Origin of the sequence: Pseudomonas sp. BAV 4579, assembly GCF_009765395.1 — a bacterium.
Lineage (GTDB): Bacteria > Pseudomonadota > Gammaproteobacteria > Pseudomonadales > Pseudomonadaceae > Chryseomonas > Chryseomonas aestiva.
On sequence record NZ_WHOV01000073.1, the window covers coordinates 15,742 to 39,153 of the forward strand.

Genomic DNA, 23,412 nt, shown 5'->3' on the forward strand with positions numbered 1-23,412 from the left:
CCGCTGTCCAGCTGCCGACCGAAGGGCTGGACGTCACCTCGTCCACAGGAATCTTTCGCGCATGACCTCTTCCCGGTCCGTCGACCAGGCCTCCCGGCGCGCGGCCATCGTCCTGGCCTGCTGCCTGCCCAGCGACGTGCTGCTGTACCTCGTCCTGCCCATGTACGCCCCGGTCTTCGGCATCACCCTGATCGAAGCCGGCATCCTGCTGGCCGCCAACCGGGTGATCCGCATCGTCGGCTATCGCTATGTGGTGCAGCTCTATGCCCGCTGCGGCGATCGGCGCAGCCTGGTGGTGGCCGCCGCGGTGGCCGCGCTCTGCGCCCTGGGCAACGCCAACCTCTCGGGTTTCTGGGCGTTGCTGGGGCTACGCCTGGCCTGGGGCCTGAGTTTCGCCACCTTCAACCTGTCCACCCAGGTGCTGGCCACCGCCGACCCGGCCGGCGCCGCCCGGCGCACCGGCACCTCCCGGGCGCTGATCGCCGTCGGTCCCATGCTCGCCCTGTCCGCGGGTGCCTGGCTGACCCTGCAATACGGGCCGCGCGCGGTGCTGCTGCTGAGCAGCGGTCTCTGTCTGATCGGGCTGCTGCTGGCCCTGGGGCTGCCGCGCGCCGGTCACGAATTGCCGGCGCCCGGGCGGCGCCTGCGCTGGCCGGATCGCATCGTCACCTGGTCCTTCATCGAGGGCGTGACCCTGGATGGCCTGTTCATTTTTGGCCTGTCGGCCTTTTCCCAGGCGGTACTGGGCGGCGATGCCGTGCTGGTGGCCGGGCTGCTGATGGCGCTGCGCTATGTGTCCGACATGCTGCTCAGCCCGCTCGGCGGTCGGGCGCCGGATCGCTATGGCGCGGCGCCCATGCTGGTGGTCTGCTCGACGCTCACCGCGCTGTTCCTGATCGCCTTCGGCTTTCACTGGCTGATCCTCGGCGCCGGCGGCGTACTGATCCTGCGTGCCCTGCAGATCCCCCTGGTGGTGACCCTGGTCGCCACCCGCCATCCCGGTCAGGCCCGGCTGCCGGCACTGGCCTCCAACGCCATGTGGCGCGACGTGGGTGCCGGCGTGGGCCCGCTGCTGGCGGGCGTGCTGATCCCCCTGGTGCCTTCGACCCTGCTGTATCCGCTGTCCGGCCTGGCGATCCTGGCCAGTTCCCTGGCCTGCCTGAGATTGAAACCGGCTGCCGCTTAGCTCTCCGTACCCTGGCGTCCGTTGCGGACGCCAGGGTCTGCCTGCCGCTACTTGCCGTGGGCCTGCAGCACCGGCTCGCTGACGCCCTTGACGCCGACCAGGGTCAGGCTGGTCAGCAGCACGTTCTGCGGCCCCTGGTAGGCATCCACCGGCTTGTACCACTCCGCCAGCGAGTGGGCACTGCCGCCCTCCCCGCCGCCGCTGATGGTCATGGCCGGCACGCCCAGGGACATGGCGGTGTTGGAGTCGGTGCTGCCACCGCTCAGGGTGACCTTGGCGCCGTTGGTGACCGCGGCGATGGAGCGCTGCGCCGTCTGCACCATGGGCGAATCCTCCGCCGTGCCACCGGCCGGACGGTCACCGATCAGCTTGATGTCGACCGAGATCTGATCGGTGTCCCAGCGCTTGTTCTCCTCCTTCACCGCGTCCTGCACCAGGGCCAGGATCTCCTTCTCTTCGGCCAGCAGCGCGGCCTCCTCGTTGGATCTCATGTCCAGGGTCAGGCGCGCTTCGCCGGCGATGGCGTTGACCGAGGTGCCGCCCTGCACCGTGCCCACGGTAAAGGTGGTCTTGGGCTCCTTGGGCGGCCGCACCTCGGCGATCTTGGCGATGGCACGACCCATGGCGTGGATGGCGCTGGGTCGCCCGAATTCGGCGAAGCTGTGGCCACCCGGACCCTTGAAGGTCATCTCGTAGCGGTGGCTGCCGGTGCCGCGATTGACGATCCGCCGCACGTCGATGCCGTCCACCGAGATGAAGCCGTCGATGCCCTGGCGATCCTTGAACAGAGCCTTCACCCCGCGCAGGTTGCCCAGCTCCTCCTCGCCCACGGTACCAACGAAAATCAGGTCGCCCACCGTCTCGATGCCACTCTTGTTCAGGACCTCGATCACCGACAGCAGCGCCGCCAGGCCCCGGGCGTCATCGCCGATGCCAGGGCCGTAGGTCTTGCCTTCCTGTTCCTTGAGGGTCAGGTCGGTGCCCTCGGGGAACACCGTATCCAGGTGCGCCGAGACCACCAGTTGCGGACCCTGGCCACTGCCCTTGCGGGTGGCGATCACATAGCCTTCCGGAGCGATGCTGGCGTCCTTGAGACCCAGCTCCTGGAAACGCTTGAGGTAATACTCGGCGCGCACCTTTTCCTTGAACGGCGGCGCGGGAATCTGGGCGATGTGCTTCTGTTCCGTGAAGGTGCGGCCGTCATCGGCGCGCAGCGCGTCCAGCGCCTTGGTGACCCGGGCATCGCCCTGGACAGCAGACAGGGATCCCTCGACCCCCGGCGCGGCGGCCAGGGGCAACGCCAGGGTGGCGGTCGCGGCAGTAAGCACTAGAGCGGAAAAGCGGTTGGCCAAGGCCGAACGAGCAAAAGACATCTGACACTCCCATTGCCTGAATTGGTATTCCGATGAAGCGCAATCGTCAGACGAATGCGCCCTGCCTGACCCTAGGTGCCCGCGAACGAAAGGTCAAAGAACCGGGCGCTCTCGGATATGCAGCGTCGTTCAGGGTGCTGCCTTCGACTCACAGGTCCAGAAATGTCCGGCCCTCGGCCGCCAGTTGCCTGAGCCGCGGAGAGATTCGCGTCCCGCGCTCCGCCAGGGCGGCGGACCAGCCTTCCAGGGTGCTGACGATTCGCTCCAGCCCGCACTGGTCGGCGTGGTACAGCAGCCCGCCGCGATAGCGCGGAAAGCCGTAGCCGTGCAGCCAGACCAGATCAATGTCGACCGGCTGTTCGACGATGCCCTCCTCCAGCAGCCAGGCCGCTTCGTTGATCATCACGAACAGGCAGCGTTCGAGGATCTCCGTATCGCTGTGGCTGCGCGGGGCAATGCCGCGACGCTGACGGTGGGCGGCGAGCAACCCGGCGATCAGGGGATCCGCCTGGCCCTGACGCTGACCCGGCTCATAGCGGTAGTAGCCGGCGCCGGACTTCTGGCCAAGACGGCCGCGGGCGTGCAGCTGCTCGATCAGGTCGCAGGCCCGCTCGGCAGGGCTGAGGGATTCACCCCGCCCCTGCCGATTGCGCCAGGCGATGTCGATCCCGGCCAGGTCACGCAGCTCGAAGGGCCCCATGGGAAAGCCGAATTCCCGCAGCACCCGGTCGACCTGTTCGGGTGCTGCGCCCTCTTCCACCAGCAGGGTCGCCTCGCGTTCGCGTACCGCCAGCAGGCGATTGCCGACGAAGCCATGGCAGTTGCCCACCGCCACCGTGGTCTTGCCCAGGCGCTCGCCCAGCTGCAGAGCAGTGGCCAGTACGGCAGGCGCAACCGCGCGGGTGCGAACCACCTCCAGGAGTTTCATTACCTGGGCCGGACTGAAGAAGTGCATGCCGATCACCGCCTCGGGCCGGCCGGTCACCCCGGCGATGGCATCGATGTCGAGATAGGAGGTGTTGGTGGCCAGGATGGCGCCGGGCCTGGCCAGGCAATCGAGCTGGCGAAAGACCTCCTGCTTGACCGCCAGATCCTCGAACACGGCCTCGATGATCAGATCGGCGTCGGCTACCGCGTCCAGCGTCGCCTCACAGCGGATCAGGGCGGCGCGCGCGCTGGCCTGATCCGCCGTCAGGCGGCCCTTGCCGGAGAAATAGCTGTCGATCGTGGCGCGGCCCCGTTCCAGGGCCTGGGGCTGGGTATCGATCAGGACGGTGGCCAGGCCGGCGTTGGCCAGACAGAGGGCGATACCGCTGCCCATCAGCCCCGCGCCGATCACCGCCACCTGCCGTAACGCTACGGGAGGCGCCGCCTTGGCCAGGGCGCGGTTACGACCCGCCAGGGCGCGCTCGGCGAAGAACACCTGGCGCAGGGCCCGGGCCTGGGCGGACTCGCGCCGGGCAACGAACAGCTCACGCTCGCGCTGCAGGGCGGCGGATAGCGACAGCTGCCAGGCACCGCGCAAGGCGTCCAGCGCCAGCACCGGTGCCTCATGGCCCGGCAACTTGCGCAGCAACCCGCGGGCCTGGGCCTCGAAGGCCTCCAGATCGAAGGGAGCCAGTTTGCGTGCGGCGGTTGGCCGCCTGTCCAGCCCCGGATGTTCAAGCCAGAAGGCCTGAACCAGCTCCAGCGGCTCTCCCTCACCCAGTCCATCGATCAGCCCGGCGGCGAGCGCCGCGCTGGCATCCAGGCGCGTGCCGCCCACGATCATGTCCAGCGCCAGGAGCCCGCCCACCAGGCGCGGCAGGCGCTGGGTGCCGCCCGCGCCCGGGATCAGGCCCAGGCTGACTTCCGGCAAGGCGAAGGTGGTAGCGGTCGCCGCGACCCGGTAATGACAGGCCAGTGCCAGCTCCAGCCCGCCGCCCAATACCGTGCCATGCAGCGCGGCGATCACCGGCTTGGGCGAGGCTTCGAGGGCCGCCAGCACATCCGGCAGATGGGGCTCCTGCAGCGGCAGGTCGAATTCGCGGAGGTCGGCGCCGGCGACGAAGGTCCGCCCGGCGCAGGTGATCACCAGCGTCTGGATCCCGTCATCCGCCAGGGCCTCCTGCAACCGAGCCAGGAGCCCCGCACGCACCTTGCGGGACAGGGCATTGACCGGTGGATGGTCCAGGGTGATGACACCCAGGGCGTCGATCCGTCGCAGAGTCACGGTGGTCATGTAGGGTCTCCCGAAGGTTCAGAGCAGCGACAGCGGATAGCTGGCGATGACGCGGACGTCATTGGCGTCCCGCGAGAAATCGGAACGGTAGGTGGCGCTGCGCAGGCGCAGGTTCAGGCCCTTGAGCGAGCCGCCCTGCAGCACGTATTGCAGCTCCACATCCAGTTCCCGTTCGCCGCCGGACGCGCCGCCGCGCAGATCGGCCTGGCTGCCGCGTACGAAGCGCGTCATGAAGTTCAAGCCGGGGACACTCAGCTGGCCGAGGTCGTAATCGTAGCGCGCCTGCCAAGAGCGCTCGTTGGTCTCGGCGAAGTCGCCCACCTGGATGAAGTTGACCAGATAGGGATCGGTGCCATTGAGATAGGGAAAGGCCGTCGAGCCCGACATCTTCTGATAGCCCAGGCCCAGGGAATGGCCGGCGCGCGTGTAGGTACCCAGGGTGCTGAAGGCGCGGTTGTCGATGCGTCCGCCGCGGGCGCGACCCTCGTCGTCGCTGTCGAACAGCCGCACCTCGGTGAGGAAGGCGCCCCAGTCGCCCTTGCGGCGGTCGGTCAGGCCGAGAAAGCGCTGGCGATAGACATCTTCCAGCACGGCGTACTGGGCGCTCACATCGGTGGTGGTACCGAAGCGGTAAAGGGCGCCGACGACATTGAAATCACCCCCCTCCAGGGAACCGCTGAAACGGCGATTCTTGTTATTCAGCGAAAGGCCATCGGCCCCGGAACTGTCGCGATAGACCGTGCGCTGGATGTTGGCACCGGTCAGGGTCAGCCCCTTGATCTCCTTGAATTCGAACTGGCTGCCCTCGAAGGTCTGGGGCAGCAGGCGGCCATTGTTGGTGAGCAGGGTCGGCCAACGCGGTAGCAGGGTGCCGATCCGCAATTCGCTCCTGGCGAGGCGCGCCTTGAAGGTCGCCCCGGCCTTGGCGTACTCGCCAGGTGCGCGGCCCTCGTCGTCTACCGGCAGCAGACCGGTGCCAGTGCGGCCACGGCCTGAATCGAGCTTCAACCCCATCAGGCCCAGGGCGTCCAGGCCGAAGCCAAGGGTGCCCTGGGTAAAGCCGGATTCGTACTTGAGGATGAAGCCCTGGCCCCACTCCTCGCGCTTGGACTGGCCGCTGCCGTCGCGAAAGTCGCGATTCATATAGAAGTTGCGCAGCTCCAGGGTGGCCTTGCTGTCTTCGAGGAAGCCATCGGCGTAGGTCAGGGGCGTCAGCAGGGCAATACCCAGCCCTGCCGCCAGGATCGGCTTGTCATGATGCCTGTGCATAGGGAATCTCTACCGAACCCTGGCCACCCGCGGCGCGCCAGGGGGATGGAAGGAAGCGTGCGGGTCAGCGCACCTGCGTCAGGTAATCGGCGGCGGTACCGGGGATCTGGGTGTTCTGGATCTGGCCCAGGAAGGTAATGGCGCGCTGGACGTCTTCATCGGTGAGATAGGGCGTCGCGGGGAAGGACTTGCGGTTGTTCTTCCAGGCGGCGGCATAGACCTCGTCGTTGACGCCCTCGAAGCGGGTGCGCACGGCCTTGGCGGCTTCGTCCGGATGCTGGCTGATCAGCTGGGTGGCGTCGTTGAGCGCGGCAAGAAAGGCCTTGACCGTGTCCGGATGCTCCTGCGACCACTCGCGGCGGGCGCTCAGGGCGATGGAAGGATAGCCGTCCAGGGCCTTCACCTGGCCCTCGGACATGTCCAGTAGGGTGAAGCCCTGCTGCTCGATCACCGCGCTGTCCGACGCCGGCGACGACAGCGCGAAGCCGTCGATGCGGCCCTGGGCGAAGGCGGCCAGCATGGCGCCGCCGTTGTTCAGGTACAGCAGGGTGAAATCCTTCTCCGACTGCAGCTTGGCTTCCTGGCCGAGGAAGCGCACCAGGAAGTCGGCGCTGCCGCCCGTCCCGCTGACTGCCAGGCGCAGCCCCCTGAAGGCGGCCAGACGCTGCTCGACGGTGGAGTTGGCGTTCAGCCCCAGGCGGTCGGCCACCTCCTGGCGGATCACCACGTTGCTCGCATACTGGCCGACCATGCGCCCCAGCAGGGTCACGTCGGCGCCCTTCACCTTGGCGTTGATGGCGTTCTGGATGGCGCAGGAACAGAACTCCACCGAGCGGCTGACCAGCCCGGAGGCGGCCGCGCCGCCACCCTTGAACTTGACCAGGCTGACGTCCAGCCCGTGCTTCTTGAACAGCCCGGCATCCAGCGCCACGAACAGCGGCATGTGCACGAAGCCTTCGGTACCTATGGCCACCTTGACCGCTTCATCGGCCTGCACGGCGGGGGTGGCGGTCAGCAGCGCGGCACTCAGGCCGAGGGCGGAAAACAGACGCTTGAACGACATGGCAAAGACCTCTCTTCTTCTTGTAATGGGTAACGGGAGCATTCAGATCGAGAGTTCGCGGGCGTCCTGTTCCTTCTTCCAGGGCATCAGCGCGGTTTCCAGCTTGCGCACCGCCGCCTGCAGCAGCAGCGCCAGGAAGATGATCGCCAGCAGCGCGGCGAAGACCCCAGCGGTGTCCAGCTGGCCGGCGGCGTCCTGCAGCAGGTAGCCCAGGCCGCGGTTGGCCGCCATGATCTCGCCGACGATGGCGCCGATCAGTGCATAGGGCACCGACAGCTTGAGCCCGGTGAACACCCACTGGATGGCCGAGGGCAGCACCACCTTGCTGATCAGGTGATGTTCCTTGGCGCCCATCAGCCGCAGGATCTCCAACTGCTCGCGCTCCACCGCGCGCACGCCGCTGTAGGTGTTGAGGAACACCAGGAAGAACACGATGGTGGCGGTCAGGATGATCTTCATCTCGATGCCGATGCCGAACCACATGATGAACAGCGGCGCCAGGGCCACCTTGGGCAGGCTGTAGATGGAGATCAGGATCGGGTCGAGCAGCTTGGCCAGGGTCTCGTTGCGACCCAGCAGCAGGCCGACGCTGATCCCGGCGCAGGCGCCGCAGAAGAAGCCTGCCAGGGTCTCGACGACGGTGATCCAGCCATGGGCGAACAGCCGACCGCTGGAGACCAGCTCGACGAAGCGGCCGCCGATCTCGCTGGGCGAGCTGACGAAGAAGGGATCCACCAGCGGTCCCGAGGCGAACTGCCAGGACAGCAGGATGACGGCAAAGATGGCGACGCGGCCGAGAAAGATGTTCATAGCAGGATTCTCCAGGGGTGGGCCGCTCAGGCGTCTTGGCTCGGGGTGATGAATTCCCAGAGGTCACCGCAGAGCTGGTGGTAACGCGGGTCCTTGCGCAGCTGCAGGATGTTGCGCTCGTCGCCCAGGAGGATGGTCACATCGCGCACGATGGTGCCGGGACGGCCGGAGAAGATCAGGCAGCGATCGCCCAGGGCCACCGCCTCGTCCAGGTCGTGGGTGACGAACAGTACGGTCTTCTTGAGCTGGCGACTGAGCTTGAACAACTCGGTCTGCATGCGCATGCGCAGCTGGGCATCGAGCGCCGCGAAGGGCTCGTCCATCAGCAGGGTCTCGGGATCGTAGGCCAGCAGCCGGGCCAGCGCGGCGCGCTTGCGCATGCCCCCGGAAAGCTGGCTCGGGTAGGCCTTTTCGTGGCCTTCCAGGCCGACCAGGGCCAGCAGCTCGCGGATGCGTGCCTGGCGTTCGGTCTTGCCCACGCCGCGGATCTCCAGCGGCACGGCGATGTTGCCGACCACGTCGCGCCAGGGCAGCAGGTGATCGCTCTGGGTCATGTAGCCGGTACGACCGTTGATGCCCTTGACCGGTTGGCCGCTGTAGAGCACCTGGCCTTCGGTGGGGGCGAACAACCCGGCCACCATGTTGAGCAGGGTCGACTTGCCGCAACCGGAAGGACCGACGATGGTCACCACCTGGCCCTGTTGAATGTCGACGTTGATGCTGTGGGAAGCCTGTTTCGCCACGCCCTTGACGGTAAAGGCCTTGGCGACGTTGCGAAAGGAAATCACGGTGGGCGCCGTGGCGATACTGCCGATCGGCTCGCGAGGGCTGGCGTTCTTCAGTACGGCGGACATGGCGTTACTCCCGGTTCGAGGACGTGGCGTCGGGTTCAGGACTCATGAACGACGCGACGACGTCTGACGGTAGGAATGCACACCAAGGGCGGTTGATCTGGAAGCTGTTCATAGTGACCTACTTATTGTTATGAGCCAGAAATGAAGCGTTCTTGGATTATGCAAGGGTGAACCTGAGCGGCAATGGCACTGTTCCACCCTGTGGAACAGCGGCGCTTCAGCTCAGCACGGTGAGACCATCGAGGGCGACCACGCCCTGCCCTTGCGGCCTGACCAGCAGCGGATTGATCTCAGCCTCCTGCAGGCGCTCGCCCAGACGCAGGGCCATGTCGGAGAACGCCACGATGCAGTGCGCCGCCGCCTCGACGTCGGCCCTGGGTCGGCCGCGATAGCCGTCCAGCAAGGGATAGGTACGCAATTCGGCGAGCATTTCCCGGGCATCCTCCAGGGTCACCGGCAGCAGGCGCAGCGTGGTGTCCTGGAACAGTTCGGCGGTCACTCCACCCATGCCCAGCAGCAGCGCCGGGCCCAGTTGCGAATCACGGGTGAAGCCGAGGATCAGCTCCTCGCCGCCGCTGACCATCTCCTGCACCAGGAAGGCCTCGGGATTGAAGCCGACCTGGGTGGTCACCTCGTCGCGCATTCGCTCCAGACGCGCACCGATCCCCTCGGGTCGCTGCCGCAGGGCCACGCCGCCCACCTCGCTCTTGTGCGGGATGCGCGCCGAGAGCACCTTGAGCACCACCTCGCCGCCCAGTTCACGGGCCGCCGCCTCGGCCTGGCGCGCGTCCGCCACTACCCGCTCGCGGGTCACCGGAATGCCGAAGGTCTCGTAGAGCTGCTTGCTGCGCGCCTCGTCCAGCGGACCGGATTGCAGGTCCGCCAGAGCCACCGACTCGGCCGAGGGAGCGGCGCCGAGCTGCCCCGGCCGCTGACTTGCATAGCTGCCTTGCAAGGCCAGCGCCTTGAGCGCTCCGGCACAACTCTCGGGGGCGCTGAAGGCCACCCCGCCCGAACCGTTGATGCGCTGTGCCGCCGCCGGCGCATGGGGACTGATATAGGCCAGCACCGGCTTGTCCGAATGGGCCAGGCTGTCACGGATGGCATCGGCCATCAGGTGCGGCTGCGCCACCCCGGAGGAACCCACCACGCTGATCACCGCGTCATAGTCGGGGCTGTCCAGCAGGATACTGATGGCGCCGCGCATGACCTCCGGTTGCAGGCCCGCCAGGGTCAGGTCGATGGGATTGCGGTCGAGCACCGCCTGGTCGCCGACGTCCAGGGCGCGCAGTCGCGCCGCCGTCTCCGCGCCGGGCGGCGGGGTCTGGAAGCCGTTGACGCCCAGGTTGTCGGCGATCAGGGTACCGGCGCCACCGGTGGAGGTGAGGATGGCCACCCGGGTGCCCTGCATCACCCGGCCACTGGCCAGGGCGAAGGGAATGTCCAGCAGGTCGGCGAAGGTCTCGGCGCGGATCACCCCGAGCTGGCGGAAATAGGCCGAATAGAGATCGTCGGAGCCAGCCAGGGCGCCGGTATGGGAGGCCGCGGCGCTGGCGCCGGCTTCCGAGCGGCCGACCTTGAACACCACCACCGGCTTGCCGGCGGCGCGGGCCCGGCCCACGGCGCGGGTGAACCTGGCGGTGTCGCGCAGCCCTTCGAGGTAAAGGGCGATCACCGCGGTGGCCGGATCGCCGGCCAGATGGTCGACGAAGTCGGCGACGTCCAGATCCACCTCGTTGCTGGTGGAGATCAGCTTGGAAAAGCCGATGCCGGCCGCCACGCCACGGGAGAGCAAGGCGCCGAGGATGCCGCCGCTCTGGGACACCAGGGCCACCTTGCCCGGCAGCAGGGCGTCCATGTCCAGGGCGCCACTGGCGGACAGGGTGATGCGCTCGCTGACGTTGACCAGGCCGATGGTATTGGGACCGAGGATACGCATGCTGCCGCGCGCGGCCTGGAGTTCCGCCTGGCGGCGGATGCCACTCTCCCCCGTTTCGCCATAACCACCCGCCAGCACGATGGCCGCCGCACAGCCCAGCGCCGCCAGTTCGGCCACCGCCTGGTTGGCGCGCTCGGCGCCGAGCAGGATGACCGCCACGTCCGGCACCTCGGGCAGCTCGGCGATGGACGGGTAGCAGCGCAGGCCGTCGATCTCCTCGTAGCGCGGATTGACCGGATAGAGGCGCCCCTGGAAACCGTGCTTGCGCAGGAAGGCGATGGGCCGGCCGGAGGTCTTGCGGGCGTCGCCCGAGGCGCCGATGACGGCGACGCTGGCCGGACTGAGCAGACGGTCGAGGGCGCTCATCGCTGGCCACCTTTGCCCTTGCGCGCCAGGAAGGCGGCCACCGACTCCTGGTGTTCGCTGGAGGTGTAGCAGATGCCCTGGGCCTGGCTGCCCATGGCCGAGATCTGGCCCTGGGTTAGTTCGAAGGTGTTGTTGAGGATCGACTTGCTCAGCCCCAGCGCCGTGGCGGAACCGGCGGACAGTTGCAGCGCCCAGTCCTGAGCCGCTGGCAGCAGAGCGTCGTGGGGCACCACCCGGTCGATCATGTTGATGCGCTCGGCTTCACCCGGCGCGACGGTGCGACCGGTGAAGATCAGCTCCTTGGCCCGGCTCAGGCCGACCCGCCGTGGCAGGAAGTAGAGGCCACCACCGTCGGGGATGAGGCCGCGGGCGATGTAGCTCATGGCGAAGGACGCCTGCTCGGACGCGAGGATGAAGTCGCAGCTCAGCGCCATGTCGCAGCCCAGCCCGGTGGCGGCGCCGTTGACCGCGGCGATGGTCGGCTTGGGCAGGTTGTGCAGCAGCGACACGGCGTGGTGAACCCGTTGCTGGCGCTTCCAGCCGTTGAAGGCCACCGAACCGGCCGGCGCACTCATGCGCGCCTGCATGCCCTTGATGTCGCCGCCGGCGCAGAAGCCCTTGCCGGTACCGGTCAGGATCAGCGCCTTGATCGCGCTGTCGGCGGCGATGCGCTCCAGGTGCTCGATCAGCAGGGTGCGCATGTCGTCGCTGATGGCATTGCGCGCTTCGGGGCGGTTGAGCGTCAGGGTGGCGATGCCCTGGGTCACCGTGAGCTCGATGGGGGTCGAGGATTCGGGAGCTGTCGTCATGGGAGGCCTCTCTCTTATTCTTGGGTTGATTGGCTGCCCGGATCTGCGCCAGGCTTGAAATCAATCTGCGCGAGGAGACCTGTCATGACAACGCAGCCATTCCACCAGGTGGAACACGCCATCGCCGAGCCAGATGCCGCCGACATGCCTGGCCAGGGCAAGGCGCCGGCCAACCGCTCGCTGGAGCGAGGCCTGGATGTCCTGCGGGCCTTTCGTCCGGGCACCGAATACCTCACCAATGGCGACCTCAGCGACCTCCTCGGCCTGGCCAAGTCCACCGTCAGCCGCCTGACCCAGACCCTGGTGCGTACCGGCTTTCTGGACTACGACGGCGGCCGCAGCGCCTATCGCCTGGCGCCGACCTTTCTCGGCCTGGCCCATGCCATGCACCAAGGCAGCAGCCTCCTGCAGGCGGCGTCGCCGCTGATGATGAAGGTGGCGAGGGAGCACCAGGTCAACGTCAGCCTGGCAGCGGCGGACCGCGACGAGATGATCTACCTGGAGTCGATTCGCCTGAGTCAACGCAAGACCCCGCGCAACGTCCTGGTCGGCCAGCGCCTGCCGATGGACATCACCTCCCTGGGCCGCGCCTGCCTCGCCGGCCTGGGCGAAGCCCAGCGCGAAACGCTGATCGCCACCTTCTGCGCCCGCCGCTGCGAGGCACGCCGGGCGCCACTGGAACAGGAGATCCGCGCCGCCCTCGCCAGCGTCCGCAGCAAGGGCTACTGCCTGGCTGCCTGGCAACCCGAAGTGGTCGCCATCGCCACCCCCCTCGGCCTCCCCGGCTATCGCACCCATGCCCTCAATATCAGCCTGGCCACCCCGCTGTCGGAGGCGGAGATCGAGGAGCGCTATGCCGGGGTGCTGCTGGAATTGGCCAGGGAGATCAGGGCGGCCTGTGGGGGTGATCCTGGCGGACTGAAGTGATGTCTTGGGGCGACATCGCCGCCCGCCAGGCCATCCTCCCGCTCCCTGGTGTTCACCCCTTGCCTATCCCTGAAGACTGGTTGAGCTCGGTAGAACAGCGGGGGCACCGCCCTACCTGACCGGGCTACGTCCCGGTCCGACCAGGCTCATTCGGCCCGCCCGGCCTCGCCCAGGTGCTCCAGCGCCCACTGCTCTGCGCTGGTCATCGCGAATCCGTGCCGGGCATTGAAGGTGGCTTCCATCGGCCAGGCGACGCCACGGCCCTGGGCGAAGACGGCACGGTACTTCTTGATGTGCTTGGCATTCTCGTCGGACTCCTGCTCCATGGCGTCCACCAGGTAGGGAACCGACCAGACATCGGTTTTGAAGGGACGCTTCAATACCCGCTCCAGCAGCTTGGCCAGCTCGCCATAGGTCAGGGTGTCGCCGGCGAGATAGACGATTTCATTGAAGAAACGTGGCTCGAAGAGCACGATCTCGGCGGTCAGCCTGCCGATGTCGTCAGGGGTGGTCAGGGTCACGCAGGTATCCAGGCTGCCCAGTGCATTCACGGTATCCGTTGCGAGGTCGACCACCCCGAACACGGGTTCGAACAGGAAGCTGGTGAACATCCCGGTGGAAATGATCACCCACTCGGTCCGGTGCTGCGCCCGCAGGAGTTCACGCACATCGAGCTGGGCATCGAACAGGTCCTGGGGGCTGCCGCGGCCGATGGCCTCGAAGTCCACACCAAATTGCCAGGGGAAGTAGCGCTTTACCCCGGATTGCAGTGCTGCACGCGCCAGTTTCATGGGGGTTTCGCGTCCCGCCACCATGCCGGCACAGCCGATGACGGTATCGAATTGCGCGAAAATCACCGCCAATTCGGCGATGGAATCCTTGACCAGGTCGCCTGCCACCAAGGCGACGCCGAGCGCGCGCAGCTCGTCTACCTCCCTTTTCTTGCCAGGCTCCTGGCTGTCGAGGGTGGACTGGCGCAGCAGCACGCTCACCTTCGAACCGGGCTTCTGCCTGGAGCGCCGGACGAGATTGCGCAGCACCGGCAGGCCGAGTTCGCCGGCGCCGAGCACGAGAATGGATTGGGTTGCGGTAGGGAATTGGGCAGTCATCATGACTCCTGACGTCAGGTGTAAGATGAGCGAATGCTGGCAGACGCCAGCGGCGCTCAGAAGAAGGCACACGCGTGATACCAGGGGATGAGATGACCGATCTGGAGATCCTCCGACAGTCCGAAGCCATCTGCCAGACGCTCAGGCGGGACGAAGACGGCGTACGCCGGGAGGTGCTGACCCATGCCGGCAGTCGCTGGTCCCTGGGGGTCCTGCATGCGCTTGGCGTCTATGGCGTCATGCGGCATGCCGAGCTGGCGCGGCAACTGTCGGGCATCACCCAGCGGATGCTGACCAAGACCCTGCGTGCGCTGGAACGTGACGGCCTGCTGCTGCGCCACGACTTCGACGAAGTCCCGCCCCGGGTCGAATACGAATTGACGCCGCTGGGCCTGAGTCTGCTGATCCGGATGACGCCCATCTGGTCCTGGGTGATCGAGAACGTCGAAGACTTCCGCGCCGCGCGCCGTGCCTTCGATGAGCGAGTTCACGAGAAGCCGGCGTGGCAATCGCCAAGGCCCATGCCGGACGAGCCAACTGGCGAAGACCCAAGGGCCTGAATGGGACCGCCAGGGCAACCCACCGCGTTCCGCGCTGGCTGCCATCGTGACCCAGTCCTGGCCGGTGAACGCCAAACGGATCCTGCCGCCCCTTTCGTGCTCGCACCTCACCCACTCAGGAGTCGCACCCATGAGACGTTCTAGCCTGGATCATCTGGTCATCGTGGCCCCGACCCTCGCCGCGGGCGCTCTGCATGTCGAGCAGCGCCTGGGCGTGGCGCTGCAGCCCGGCGGCAAACACGCACGCATGGGCACCCACAACCTCCTGCTGCGCCTGGGTGACTGCTACCTGGAAGTCATAGCCCCGGACCCGGACGCTCCACCGCCGACCAGACCGCGCTGGTTCGGGCTGGATGAGCTGGAGCCCGATGCCGAGCCCCGCCTGGCGCACTGGGTGGCCAGGACCCAGGGCTTGGCTGAGGCGGATGCGCGCCTCACGCTGACCTTCGGCCGCATCGAGTCGATGAGCCGCGGCACGCTGGCCTGGCAGATCTCGATCCACGCCGATGGGCAGTTGCCGCTGGGCGGTGTCCTGCCCAGCCTGATCGACTGGGGCGACGCCCGGCATCCTGCGTCAGGGCTGATCGACCAGGGCTGCTGCTTGCAGCGTCTGGAGCTCAGGCATCCCGCTGCCGCGGTGCTCGAGCAGCAGCTGGAGGCGATCGGCTGTTCCGGGCCCGTCGCGGTGATGGCTGGCGAGAGACCCGGCCTGCTGGCCTATCTGGAGACGCCAACGGGTCTGAAGACCCTCTGATGGCCAACCGCCGGCAGCCGACCCGCACGCCCAATCAGCCCGGCACCACCAGCCCCTTGGCGCGGTAGGCGTCGATATCGATGCCATAGGCACCCGAGGGTTTTACCGCGCGGACGCTGATGAGGCGCCCCTGCTCATCGAGTGGATTGCGCGCCAGGTCGAGTACCTGCTCCGGTCGCGGCTGCTTGTTGGTGTCCAGCACGATCAGCACCCGCGGCTTCAATTTGCTGCCGGCGTCGAAGCCGATGATGATGCCCACCTCGCCGGTGCTCAGCTCGACGATCTCCCCCGGCGGATAGACGCCGATCAGCTGGATGAAGGCCAGGACGACGACTTCGTTGAATTGCGTGCCCCGGGCTTCGAAGAGGACGCGCAAGGCTTCCAGGCTGGAACGGCCCTCGCTGTAGGGGCGATCGCTGGTGATGGCGTCGTAGGCATCCACCACGGCGATGATCTTGGCCTTGAAGGGGATGCGCTGCGCCGGCAGCTGGCGGGGGTAGCCCTTGCCATCCATGCGTTCGTGGTGGGTATGAGCGACGTCGACGGCGGCGGGCGGCACCTCGCTGTTGGCCATCAGCAACTGATGGCCGTAGGTGGTATGGGCCTGCATGATGCGGAATTCTTCTTCGGTCAGGCGGCCTGGCTTGTTGAGGATCTCGTCGGGCACCTTGATCTTGCCGACGTCGTGCAGCATGCCGCACACCCCGAGTTCTTCCAGTTCGAGGGGCAGCATGCCCAGCGCCTTGCCCAGGGCGATGGCATAGAGCGAGACGCGCAGGCAGTGTTCCGCGGTGTAGTGGTCGCGCTGCTTGATGCGCGCCAGCCAGAGACTGGCCGCGGGGTGCTTGAGCACGCTCTCGACGCACTCGCCGACCGCCCGCCGGACTTCGCTGACGTTGAGTTCCTTGCCGAACTTGACGGCGTCGAGTATCCGCATCGATACGGCGCGGGCCTCGCGCCACACCGGTTCGGTGGTCTTGACCTCATCCCGGTAGTCGATGGCATAGGTCTTGGCCTGAGCGCTGGCCGCCAGGTTGGCGGACAGGTTGGCCGATAGTGGCGTCACGGCAGGACTCTGCCGCCGGTCCACCCAGACGAATTCGCAGGTGTCCTGCAGGGTGCGGAGGTCCTGCACGCTCTGGATGGGGAATCCCTGGAACAGGAAGGGCGTGCCTTCCCAGGGCCGATCCAGTTCGCAGACGTACATGCCCAGCTGCAACTGGGACACGGGCACTCTGATGCTGTATTGGGGCAGCGCCATGGCTTCTCGGCAAGCACGTCGGTGGACGGAGTCTAATAGGTATTACAATAACCATTGATACCAAAATGCCACCATCCAGGGAAGCACCCAGCCTGCCCGCGCCGATGAACTGGCAAAAAACAGTGGTCAGAGGTACCTGTTTGTAACTTGGGGCGCGCAATACCAGACTGCGCACCCTCCCCTCACGCCAGCTTGAAGCGTCGCACCAGCGTCTGCAGTTCGCCGGCCAGTGCCGACAGTTGCTCGCTGGCGCCCACGGTTTCGCGGTTGCCGTCGCTGGTCTGCACCGACAGATCGCGAATGCTGATGAGGTTGCGGTCCACCTCGCGAGAGACGTGGGCCTGCTCTTCGGAGGCGGTGGCGATCTGCAGGTTGCGCTCGTCGATCAGGTGCACGGCCTGGAGGATGTCGCTCAGTGCCGCCCCGGCTTCCTGGGCCACCGCATAGGTGGCCTGGGCCTGGGTGGTGCTGAGCTGCATGGAATCCAGGGCTTCGGCCGAGCCCTTCTGGATCGCCTGGATCATCTGCTCGATCTCGCGGGTCGAGGTCTGGGTGCGGTGCGCCAGGGCGCGGACCTCGTCGGCGACCACGGCGAAACCACGACCCTGTTCGCCCGCCCGGGCGGCCTCGATGGCCGCGTTGAGCGCCAGCAGATTGGTCTGCTCGGCGATGGCGCCGATCACGTTCAGCACCTGGCTGATGTCCTGCGCCTGTCCGGCCAGGCCGCCTACCTGCACCGAGGTCGACTGCACCTGCTCGGTGAGCCGCTGCATGGCGTCCAGGGCCTGGCCAACCTTGGCATTACCGCTTTCCGCGGCGACGCTGGAGTCCCGCGCGGCCTGGGAGGTGGACGAGGCGTTGCGGGCCACCTCTTCCACCGCGGCGCTCATCTCGGTGACAGCAGTAGCGGCCTGGTCGATCTCGGCGTTCTGACTCGCCAGGGCACGACTGGCCTGGTCGGTGACGGCGTGCATGGTGCGCGCGGTGTCGCTCAGGCGGCTGGAAGAACTGGATATGCCGTGCAGGGTGTCCTTGAGGTTGTCCTGCATCTGCGCCAGGGCGCGCATCAGCCCGGCGGCTTCGTCCTTGCCGGTGGGATCTATCTTGCCGGTCAGCTCGCCCTGGGCGATGGCGTTGGCCACGGCCAGGGAAGCGCCAATCGGCTGGGCCAGGCTACGGGTCAGCCGCCAGGCCAGCAGCAGGGTGACCAGCACCGCCAGCAGCATGATGCCGACGACAATGCTGACGCTGCGGTCATAGATGCCGGTGGCTGCTGCACCTGCCTGACGGGCGCCTTCGCCGTTGAATTCGCGCAGCCGGGTCAGTTGCTCCTGATAGCCTTCGGCGCGCTGGCGCTGCTCGCCATTGGCCAGTTTGAGGGCTTCGGCGCGATCGCTGGCGGCCAGGGTCACTACCCGATCCAGTCCGTCCAGATAGCCTTTCATCTGCAGCGCGGCCTGGTCGAAGTTGCTGCGTTCCTCGGCGGTGGAAATCAGGTGATCGCGGTAATAGGCCGTCCGGGCGTTCATCAGATCGCGATTCACCTGGATCTGCCGGGTGGCGAGGGCCATGGCCGCGCTGTCCTCGCTGGCCAGCAGCCGGATGCTTTCCAGGCGGGTGTGCAGCAACGCGACCTGGATGTCATCGGTAGTCTGGACGCTCGCCAGCCATTCGGCCTCCATCGCCTGCTCGGTGGCGCGTAGGGCCTTGAGCTGGACCAGGGCGAAGGCGCCGAGCAGCATCACGAACAGGGTAACCGCACCAAAGCAGAGGGTGGCGCGAGGGGCGATTCGTAGCTGACGAAGGTTCAAGACGAGCTCCTTGGATCAGCAGAAGGCGATCCTCTAGAGCCCTCATATCGACCGACCTATGTCCTTCTTTAGCACGCCAGCGATTGGCGCGCCAAGAGAGCCGCAGGCGTCCTCCAGCGGTCACCTGGAAACGGCCGTGATCGGCCTAGCCGCGCGAGGCCTCCAGCCGCTCCACCATCTTGACCAGTTCCGCCAGGGAGCCGGCCTGCAGCTTGCGCATGAGGGCCGCGCGGCGCACCTTCACGGTGATCTCGCTGACCCCCAGCTGGGCGGCGATCTGCTTGTTGAGCAGGCCGGTCACCACCCGCGTCAGCACCGCCCGTTCGCCGTCGTTGAGCGTGTCGAGGCGGGTCTGCAGATCCTGCAACTGCCGACGCTGGGCATGGGCGTCCTGCGCCTTGCGCAGTGCCAGGTCGATGGCATCGAGCAGATCCTGGTCACGGAATGGCTTGGTGAGGAATTCCAGGGCGCCCTGCTTCATCGCCCGGACCGACATGGGGATGTCGCCATGGCCGGTGATGAAGATGATCGGCAAGGCCAGGCCACGCCGCTGCAATTCCTGCTGCAGGTCCAGGCCGTTCATTCCGGGCATGCGCACGTCCAGCACCAGGCAGCCCGGCTCGTCCAGCCGCGCCCGGTCGAGGAAGTCGGCGGCCGAGACATAGCTGCGGGTGCTGAGCCCCACGGACGCCAGCAGGTCTTCCACGGCGGCGCGCACCGAGGCGTCGTCGTCCACCAGGTGGACCAGGGCGGGCTGGCTTTGCGCGGTCGTGCTTGCTGAAGTCATGGTTGCGGATCCTTGGGCAGGCTGCAGTAGACGCCGGTGCCGCCTTCCGGCAGCGAGGTGGCCCAGATCCGCCCGCCATGGGCTTCGACGATGGAACGACTGAGCGCCAGTCCCAGGCCCATGCCCTGCGCCTTGGTGGTGTAGAAGGCCTCGAACATCTGCTCGCGCGCCATGGGCGTCAAGCCGCGACCGCTGTCTTCCACGCCCAGGCGGATGGCGCCGGCGGTGTCCTGCCCCACCTGGATGACCACCCGCCGCTGCTCGGGCGCCATCCCTTCGAGGGCGTCCAGGGCATTGAGCAGCAGATTGAGGATGACCTGCTGCAGCTGGCTTTCGTCGGCCAGCAGCGGCGGCAGGCCCTCCTGCAGGCGGACCTCCACGGCGACTTGGCGCTGGCTCAATTCGGCGCGGACGAAATCCAGCACCTGCTCCACGGTATCGGCGACGTTCAGCCAATCCTTGGCCACCTGCGCCTGGCGCACCAGGCTGCGCACCCGGGCGATCACCGCGCTGGCGCGATGGGCGTCGTCGATGACCCGCTGCGCCGCCTGCACGGCGCGCTCCACCTGCGGCGGCTGATTGCTCAGCCAGCGCTGGCAGGCGTTGCCGCTGGCGGCGATGGCGGTGAGCGGCTGGTTCACCTCATGGGCGATGGATGCGGCCAGTTCACCCAGCTGGCTCAGGCGCCCGGCCTGGGCCAGGCGTGTCCGGGCCGCATCGGCGGCGCGCTTGGCGGCTTCCAGGCGCAGGGACAGGGCGGCGACCGCGACGATGGCCAGGAGGCTGATGATGCAGTTGACCAGCCCGGCCTCCTGATCCCCGCTCCGGGTGGCGACATAGCTGCAGAGCACCAGCAGCGTGCAGCCCAGCGCGGTGATCGTGACCCCGCGCGCCGACAGGAAACCGGCGGCCAGGAGCACCACCACCACCTGGAAGACGCCGATGGCGATCTCCCGGTCGGTGAAGGTGTCCAGCAGGGCGATGCCCAGCGCCAGGGCGCAGAGGCCCCCTAGCCGCAGCCAGTGGGTGGTGGTGGCGAAGGGTCGTCGATCCATGGCCAGTCTCTCATTCGAAGGCGTGCCTAGCCCGGATTTTCCAGGCTGAAGATATCGGCCGCCTGATCATAGGCGAAGAGCTCACCGTAGCGCCCCCACTGGATGGCGCTGCCGAGGGTGCGCGCGGCGTCGGCTTCGTCCATGAAGTCCTCCAGCTCGTCGCGGAAACGCCGCGCCGGCGCCGTGTGGCCCTGGCGATCGTCCAGCACCCGGCGGATATGGGCCACCAGGGGCACGAAGTTGAGCAACTGGCGGGCGAACAGCTGCTTGCGCACGTCCACCCCCGCCTCGACATAGGCGCGCCCGGCCGGCAGCAGACGCAGATCGCCACCTTCGAGGACCGCCAGGCGCAGCAGTTGCAGCACCTCGGCCAGGGGAAAGAGCTCGTCCAGTGCATAGCCCAGCCCGCCGGCCAGTTCCGGCAGGTCGGCGCGACCGTCGTAGGGCGCGGCCTGGACCGCCTCCAGCAGACCGGCCAGGGCATTGGTGGACACGGTCGGCAGCCGCATGCCCAGCCCGTTGCCGGGAACGCCCCCTTCGTGGGGCGCCGGCGTGGTCTCGCCGGTCATGCGCACATAGATTTCCTCCACCAGTTCGCGGAAGGCCGGATCATGGCGATTGCGCGGCTGCGGCAGGTCGATGCGGATCTCGCTGGCGACGCGCCCGGGATTGCTGGAAAAGATCAGCACTCGATCGCAGAGCAGCACCGCCTCGGCGATGTTGTGAGTGACCATGAGGATCGAGCGGATCGGCATGCGCCCCTCGACCCAGAGATCGAGCAGGTCGGTGCGCAGGGTCTCGGCGGTGAGCACGTCCAGCGCCGAGAAGGGTTCGTCCATCAGCAGCACGTCCGGGTGCACCACCAGGGCACGGGCCAGGCCGACACGCTGGCGCATGCCGCCGGAAAGCTCCTTGGGATAGGCACTTTCGAAGCCGTCCAGGCCGATCAGGTCGATGGCGGCCAGGGCGCGGCGACGGCGCTCGTCCAGCGGCACGTGCAGCGCCTCCAGGCCGATCTCGACGTTCTGCAGCACGGTCAGCCAGGGAAACAGCGCGAAGCTCTGGAACACCATGCTGACCCGGGCGCGCTGGCCGTCGTCCTTGGGCGGGAAAACGACGCTGCCGCCGCTGGGGGTGAGCAGTCCGGCGATGGATCTGAGCAGGGTCGACTTGCCTGAGCCGGAGCGCCCCAGCAGGCCGACGATCTCGTTTTCGTGCAGGGTCAGGGACACTTCGTCCAGCACGACCCGGGCCGGGCCACCGGCGTTGCCGTACAGCTGGCGGACGTTCTGCACGTCGATGAGCGGACGCGGGTTCAGGGTGGTCAGGTTCATGGCGGTTCTCCTCTCAATCGAGCCGCAGGCGCCGTTCGGCGTAGGCATACAGGGGCCGCCAGAGCAGCCGGTTGAAACCGAGGACGAAGATCGACATCACCACGATACCCAGGGCGACCCGGGGGAAGTCGCCGGCGGTGGTCATCTGCGCGATGTAGGCGCCCAGGCCATGGGCCTGCAGGCGCTCGTTGCCCCAGCTCACCACCTCGGCGACGATGCTGGCGTTCCAGGAACCGCCCGCGGCGGTCAGGGCGCCGGTGACGTAGTAGGGAAAGATCGCCGGCAGGGCCAGCTGCCGCCACCACTGCCAGCGCCTGAGGCCGAACAGCCGGGCCGCTTCGCGCAGGTCGTTGGGCAGCACGCTGGCGCCGGCGATGACGTTGAACAGGATGTACCACTGGGTGCCCAGCACCATCAGCGGCGACAGCCAGATGTCCGGATTGAGGTGGAAGCTGACGATGCCCACCACCGCCACCGGGAACAGCACGTTGGCCGGAAAGGCGGCGAGGAACTGGGCCACCGCCTGCAGGCGCTGCGACCAGCCCGGGCGCAGGCCGATCCAGACGCCGATGGGTACCCAGATCAGGCTGGCGACGGCGATCAGCAGCAGCACCCGGGCCATGGTCAGCAGACCCAGGCCGAGCACCGAGACCGCTTCCACCCAGTAGACGTCGGCGGCGATGAAGAGATACAGCGCATAGATGCCATAGGGCAGCACCAGCAGCAGCGCGCCGTACCAGAGCACGTCCAGCCCGCGTTGCAGCCAGGCGCGGCGGTGCGGCGCCAGGTGCCCGTGCGGCCAGGGGCGGCGGATCCGCGGGGTGGCGAGCTGGATGCAGAAGCTGCCGAAGCCACCCAGCATGCGGCCCAGGCGCGCGCGGCGGACCAGGTCGTAGACCCAGGAGCGCGGCACCTGCTGGCTGGCGGTCTGCTCGACGCGGAAGCGATCGGCCCAGGCCACCACCGGGCGGAAGAACAGCTGGTCATAGACCAGGATCACCAGGCCCATGGCCAGCACCGCCCAGCCGATGGCAGCGATGTCCTGCCGGGCGATGGCCAGCGCCAGCCAGGAGCCGATGCCCGGCAGGTTGATGGTGTTGTCGCCCACGGTGATGGCTTCCGAGGCCACCACGAAGAACCAGCCACCGGACATGGACATCATGGTGTTCCATACCAGACCGGGGATGGCGAACGGCAGCTCCAGGCGAAAGAACCGCCGCCAGGGCGACAGCCCGAACTGGCGACTCACCTGCTGCAGGTCCTCGGGCACGGTGCGCAGCGACTGATAGAAGCCGAACGCCATGTTCCAGGCCTGGCTGGTGAAGATGGCGAAGATGGCCGCGCACTCGGCGCCCAGTTGCCGCCCCGGGAACAGGCCCAGGAAGAAGCTGACGGTAAAGGTCAGGAAGCCGAGGATGGGCACCGACTGCAGGATGTCGATGGCCGGCAGGATCAGCAGCTCCGCCTTGCGACTCTTGGCCGCCAGGGTGGCGAAGACGAAGGTGAACAGCAGCGAGGCGCCCAGGGCGATGAACATGCGCAGGGTGGTGCGCAGGGCGTACTCGGGCAGCCGCGCCAGGTCTAGGGTCATGGGATCGGCGTCGAGCACGGCCAGGGGCGCGCGCATCTCGGCGACGCCATGCCAGATCAGCGCCAGGGCGATCAGCCCGAGGGCCAGGCAGAGGGCATCGGCCCACAGGGAAGCGGGACGTTGCCGCAGCGAGCGCGGCGCCACGGCGGGGGTGTAGAGGCCAGGAAGGGTCTTCATGGCGTACCTCTTTGCAGGGGGCCTTGGGAGAGCGGCCGACCCTGCCGCGCAGGGTCCGGACACCGGGCTAATCTAGGCTCGCCACCCCGCCCAAGCCATCGAAACGAAGGACGTCTGGCTATACCAAGGTATATCCCGCCCAGGCCCGCCCTCGCC

Annotated in this window: 19 protein-coding genes and 1 pseudogene; 4 read left to right on the forward strand and 16 right to left on the reverse strand. The window is 67.5% G+C overall.

Annotation, left to right across the window (positions count from 1 at the left end; translation table 11 throughout):
* Positions 1-61: 61 nt before the first annotated feature.
* Positions 62-1,186 (forward strand): MFS transporter, encoded by a 1,125-nt coding sequence (locus tag GSQ95_RS15350; protein ID WP_158894383.1) that lies wholly within the window; start codon positions 62-64, stop codon positions 1,184-1,186.
* Positions 1,187-1,233: 47 nt separating this feature from the next.
* Here the strand turns inward: GSQ95_RS15350 and GSQ95_RS15355 are convergent, their stop codons facing one another.
* The 8 genes from GSQ95_RS15355 to GSQ95_RS15390 all read right to left on the reverse strand — a co-directional run bounded on the left by GSQ95_RS15355 (position 1,234) and on the right by GSQ95_RS15390 (position 11,890).
* Positions 1,234-2,559 carry a M20/M25/M40 family metallo-hydrolase gene (locus GSQ95_RS15355; protein ID WP_158894386.1) on the reverse strand — a complete coding sequence of 442 codons (1,326 nt, stop codon included), beginning with the start codon at positions 2,557-2,559 and terminating at the stop codon, positions 1,234-1,236.
* 148 nt (positions 2,560-2,707) lie between these two features.
* Complete coding sequence (locus tag GSQ95_RS15360) at positions 2,708-4,780, reverse strand: 3-hydroxyacyl-CoA dehydrogenase NAD-binding domain-containing protein (RefSeq protein WP_158894389.1); 2,073 nt, start codon at positions 4,778-4,780, stop codon at positions 2,708-2,710.
* 18 nt (positions 4,781-4,798) lie between these two features.
* Positions 4,799-6,049, reverse strand: a complete 1,251-nt coding sequence (locus GSQ95_RS15365; protein WP_158894392.1) for an OprD family porin — start codon at positions 6,047-6,049, stop codon at positions 4,799-4,801.
* Between the two features lie 64 nt (positions 6,050-6,113).
* Positions 6,114-7,112: an ABC transporter substrate-binding protein gene (locus GSQ95_RS15370; protein ID WP_158894395.1), complete on the reverse strand. Its 999-nt coding sequence runs from the start codon at positions 7,110-7,112 to the stop codon at positions 6,114-6,116.
* A gap of 42 nt (positions 7,113-7,154) precedes the next feature.
* Positions 7,155-7,922 carry an ABC transporter permease gene (locus GSQ95_RS15375; protein ID WP_158894397.1) on the reverse strand — a complete coding sequence of 256 codons (768 nt, stop codon included), beginning with the start codon at positions 7,920-7,922 and terminating at the stop codon, positions 7,155-7,157.
* A 26-nt stretch (positions 7,923-7,948) separates the two neighbouring features.
* On the reverse strand, positions 7,949-8,776 hold the full coding sequence (locus tag GSQ95_RS15380) for an ABC transporter ATP-binding protein (protein WP_158894400.1): 828 nt from the start codon (positions 8,774-8,776) through the stop codon (positions 7,949-7,951).
* A gap of 217 nt (positions 8,777-8,993) precedes the next feature.
* Positions 8,994-11,081: an acetate--CoA ligase family protein gene (locus tag GSQ95_RS15385; RefSeq protein WP_158894403.1), complete on the reverse strand. Its 2,088-nt coding sequence runs from the start codon at positions 11,079-11,081 to the stop codon at positions 8,994-8,996.
* Entirely contained in the window at positions 11,078-11,890 is an 813-nt protein-coding gene (locus GSQ95_RS15390; RefSeq protein WP_158894406.1) for an enoyl-CoA hydratase/isomerase family protein, read from the reverse strand. Before GSQ95_RS15390 ends, GSQ95_RS15385 begins: the two co-directional genes overlap by 4 nt.
* Before the next feature lie 84 nt (positions 11,891-11,974).
* Between GSQ95_RS15390 and GSQ95_RS15395 the strand changes: the two genes are divergently transcribed.
* Positions 11,975-12,817: an IclR family transcriptional regulator gene (locus tag GSQ95_RS15395; RefSeq protein ID WP_158894409.1), complete on the forward strand. Its 843-nt coding sequence runs from the start codon at positions 11,975-11,977 to the stop codon at positions 12,815-12,817.
* Between the two features lie 146 nt (positions 12,818-12,963).
* On the opposite strand, the gene GSQ95_RS15400 is transcribed toward GSQ95_RS15395, so the two are convergent.
* Positions 12,964-13,926 carry an aromatic alcohol reductase gene (locus GSQ95_RS15400; RefSeq protein ID WP_158894412.1) on the reverse strand — a complete coding sequence of 321 codons (963 nt, stop codon included), beginning with the start codon at positions 13,924-13,926 and terminating at the stop codon, positions 12,964-12,966.
* Positions 13,927-14,018: 92 nt separating this feature from the next.
* Here GSQ95_RS15400 and GSQ95_RS15405 point away from each other — a divergent pair, with 92 nt between their 5' ends.
* Positions 14,019-14,486, forward strand: coding sequence for a helix-turn-helix domain-containing protein (locus tag GSQ95_RS15405; RefSeq protein WP_158894415.1), 468 nt, complete (start codon positions 14,019-14,021; stop codon positions 14,484-14,486).
* A gap of 130 nt (positions 14,487-14,616) precedes the next feature.
* Positions 14,617-15,240, forward strand: a complete 624-nt coding sequence (locus GSQ95_RS15410; RefSeq protein ID WP_158894418.1) for a VOC family protein — start codon at positions 14,617-14,619, stop codon at positions 15,238-15,240.
* A gap of 34 nt (positions 15,241-15,274) precedes the next feature.
* Here GSQ95_RS15410 and GSQ95_RS15415 read toward each other — a convergent pair whose 3' ends face one another.
* The 7 genes and pseudogenes from GSQ95_RS15415 to GSQ95_RS15440 all read right to left on the reverse strand — a co-directional run bounded on the left by GSQ95_RS15415 (position 15,275) and on the right by GSQ95_RS15440 (position 23,256).
* Positions 15,275-16,501 carry an HD-GYP domain-containing protein gene (locus GSQ95_RS15415; protein WP_158894421.1) on the reverse strand — a complete coding sequence of 409 codons (1,227 nt, stop codon included), beginning with the start codon at positions 16,499-16,501 and terminating at the stop codon, positions 15,275-15,277.
* A 182-nt stretch (positions 16,502-16,683) separates the two neighbouring features.
* Positions 16,684-17,568 carry a methyl-accepting chemotaxis protein gene (locus GSQ95_RS27170; protein ID WP_372240076.1) on the reverse strand — a complete coding sequence of 295 codons (885 nt, stop codon included), beginning with the start codon at positions 17,566-17,568 and terminating at the stop codon, positions 16,684-16,686.
* Positions 17,542-18,312: pseudogene (locus tag GSQ95_RS27175) on the reverse strand (MCP four helix bundle domain-containing protein); the annotation flags it as partial. The pseudogene GSQ95_RS27175 and the gene GSQ95_RS27170, both read right to left, overlap by 27 nt.
* Before the next feature lie 145 nt (positions 18,313-18,457).
* Complete coding sequence (locus tag GSQ95_RS15425) at positions 18,458-19,099, reverse strand: response regulator transcription factor (RefSeq protein WP_158894428.1); 642 nt, start codon at positions 19,097-19,099, stop codon at positions 18,458-18,460.
* Positions 19,096-20,154, reverse strand: a complete 1,059-nt coding sequence (locus GSQ95_RS15430) for a sensor histidine kinase (protein WP_158973846.1) — start codon at positions 20,152-20,154, stop codon at positions 19,096-19,098. Before GSQ95_RS15430 ends, GSQ95_RS15425 begins: the two co-directional genes overlap by 4 nt.
* Positions 20,155-20,180: 26 nt before the next feature.
* Positions 20,181-21,488 carry an AAA-associated domain-containing protein gene (locus GSQ95_RS15435; RefSeq protein WP_158896695.1) on the reverse strand — a complete coding sequence of 436 codons (1,308 nt, stop codon included), beginning with the start codon at positions 21,486-21,488 and terminating at the stop codon, positions 20,181-20,183.
* A gap of 13 nt (positions 21,489-21,501) precedes the next feature.
* On the reverse strand, positions 21,502-23,256 hold the full coding sequence (locus GSQ95_RS15440) for an ABC transporter permease subunit (protein WP_158896694.1): 1,755 nt from the start codon (positions 23,254-23,256) through the stop codon (positions 21,502-21,504).
* Between the last annotated feature and the right edge of the window lie 156 nt (positions 23,257-23,412).

Excerpts from the sequence above, each read along its gene's own strand:
- GSQ95_RS15350 (WP_158894383.1), top strand. The coding sequence starts at position 62 with ATGACCTCTTCCCGGTCCGTCGACCAGGCCTCCCGGCGCGCGGCCATC.
- GSQ95_RS15355 (WP_158894386.1), bottom strand. The coding sequence starts at position 2,559 with ATGTCTTTTGCTCGTTCGGCCTTGGCCAACCGCTTTTCCGCTCTAGTG.
- GSQ95_RS15360 (WP_158894389.1), bottom strand. The coding sequence starts at position 4,780 with ATGACCACCGTGACTCTGCGACGGATCGACGCCCTGGGTGTCATCACC.
- GSQ95_RS15365 (WP_158894392.1), bottom strand. The coding sequence starts at position 6,049 with ATGCACAGGCATCATGACAAGCCGATCCTGGCGGCAGGGCTGGGTATT.
- GSQ95_RS15370 (WP_158894395.1), bottom strand. The coding sequence starts at position 7,112 with ATGTCGTTCAAGCGTCTGTTTTCCGCCCTCGGCCTGAGTGCCGCGCTG.
- GSQ95_RS15375 (WP_158894397.1), bottom strand. The coding sequence starts at position 7,922 with ATGAACATCTTTCTCGGCCGCGTCGCCATCTTTGCCGTCATCCTGCTG.
- GSQ95_RS15380 (WP_158894400.1), bottom strand. The coding sequence starts at position 8,776 with ATGTCCGCCGTACTGAAGAACGCCAGCCCTCGCGAGCCGATCGGCAGT.
- GSQ95_RS15385 (WP_158894403.1), bottom strand. The coding sequence starts at position 11,081 with ATGAGCGCCCTCGACCGTCTGCTCAGTCCGGCCAGCGTCGCCGTCATC.
- GSQ95_RS15390 (WP_158894406.1), bottom strand. The coding sequence starts at position 11,890 with ATGACGACAGCTCCCGAATCCTCGACCCCCATCGAGCTCACGGTGACC.
- GSQ95_RS15395 (WP_158894409.1), top strand. The coding sequence starts at position 11,975 with ATGACAACGCAGCCATTCCACCAGGTGGAACACGCCATCGCCGAGCCA.
- GSQ95_RS15400 (WP_158894412.1), bottom strand. The coding sequence starts at position 13,926 with ATGACTGCCCAATTCCCTACCGCAACCCAATCCATTCTCGTGCTCGGC.
- GSQ95_RS15405 (WP_158894415.1), top strand. The coding sequence starts at position 14,019 with ATGACCGATCTGGAGATCCTCCGACAGTCCGAAGCCATCTGCCAGACG.
- GSQ95_RS15410 (WP_158894418.1), top strand. The coding sequence starts at position 14,617 with ATGAGACGTTCTAGCCTGGATCATCTGGTCATCGTGGCCCCGACCCTC.
- GSQ95_RS15415 (WP_158894421.1), bottom strand. The coding sequence starts at position 16,501 with ATGGCGCTGCCCCAATACAGCATCAGAGTGCCCGTGTCCCAGTTGCAG.
- GSQ95_RS27170 (WP_372240076.1), bottom strand. The coding sequence starts at position 17,568 with ATGCGCGCCCTGGCGCAGATGCAGGACAACCTCAAGGACACCCTGCAC.
- GSQ95_RS15425 (WP_158894428.1), bottom strand. The coding sequence starts at position 19,099 with ATGACTTCAGCAAGCACGACCGCGCAAAGCCAGCCCGCCCTGGTCCAC.
- GSQ95_RS15430 (WP_158973846.1), bottom strand. The coding sequence starts at position 20,154 with ATGGATCGACGACCCTTCGCCACCACCACCCACTGGCTGCGGCTAGGG.
- GSQ95_RS15435 (WP_158896695.1), bottom strand. The coding sequence starts at position 21,488 with ATGAACCTGACCACCCTGAACCCGCGTCCGCTCATCGACGTGCAGAAC.
- GSQ95_RS15440 (WP_158896694.1), bottom strand. The coding sequence starts at position 23,256 with ATGAAGACCCTTCCTGGCCTCTACACCCCCGCCGTGGCGCCGCGCTCG.